This is a genomic window from Flavobacterium salmonis (assembly GCF_903819435.1).
Classification (GTDB): Bacteria; Bacteroidota; Bacteroidia; order Flavobacteriales; family Flavobacteriaceae; genus Flavobacterium; species Flavobacterium chungangense.
The window spans coordinates 1-902 of record NZ_CAIJDP010000035.1 but is presented as its reverse complement, the minus strand read 5'-3'; the positions used below and the strand labels follow the sequence as shown (position 1 = coordinate 902).

The 902-nt window shown below is 45.0% G+C and carries 1 protein-coding gene; it reads left to right on the top strand.

Annotation, left to right across the window (positions count from 1 at the left end):
• A partial coding sequence (locus FLACHUCJ7_RS00210) for a DUF6443 domain-containing protein (RefSeq protein WP_230408764.1) occupies nt 1–902 on the top strand: 902 nt, incomplete at both ends.

Below are 902 nucleotides of genomic sequence, written 5' to 3'. Positions count from 1 at the left end.
ACCCTGACAAAAGATCAGGTAACACAGAATATCACCTATTTTGATGGACTGGGACGACCTGTGCAGACCATCGCGATCCATCAGGGAGCAAACGGCGAGGACATCATCACACCTATTGAGTACGACCCCTTTGGACGCCAGGCAAAGGAAAACCTGCCTTATCCCCTATTAAGGACCAATAACAGCCATACCAAAATAGATCTGCCCACAGCCTTAGCTGCCCAGCAGACTTTTTACTATACCCCAGAATATGACAACACCCTGAATCCGTATTCAGAAAAAGAATTCGAGGCTTCCCCGCTGAACAGGATCTTTAGACAGGCAGCACCGGGCAATGACTGGAAACTAGGCAATGGACATGAAATCAAACTGGATTACCAAACCAATACAGCTGCCGATCTGGTCAAAATATACTCGGTAACCACCCTTTTGGATGCCAATGGCGTGTATGTGCCAACGGTGAGCTCTTCTGCAAATTATACTATTGGGCAATTGTATAAAAACATCACCAAAGATGAAAACTGGACTGCAGGGAGCAACAATACAACAGAAGAGTTTAAAAACAAGCAAGGTCAGGTCATACTTAAAAGAACCTACAATAACAGCCTTCCTCATGATACTTATTACATATATGACGACTATGGCAACCTGACCTATGTTCTGCCTCCAAAAGCAGAGGGCGATATTACAGAGACTGTATTGAACAACCTGTGCTACCGATACAAATACGATTACCGCAACCGCTTAATAGAGAAAAAACTGCCCGGCAAACAATGGGAGTTTATCGTCTATGATAAACTCGACAGGCCGGTAGCTACTGGTCCTGCCAATTCCCCTTTCTCGGATATCACTACATCCGGATGGATCATTACCAAATACGATGCCTTCAACCGTCCGGTCTA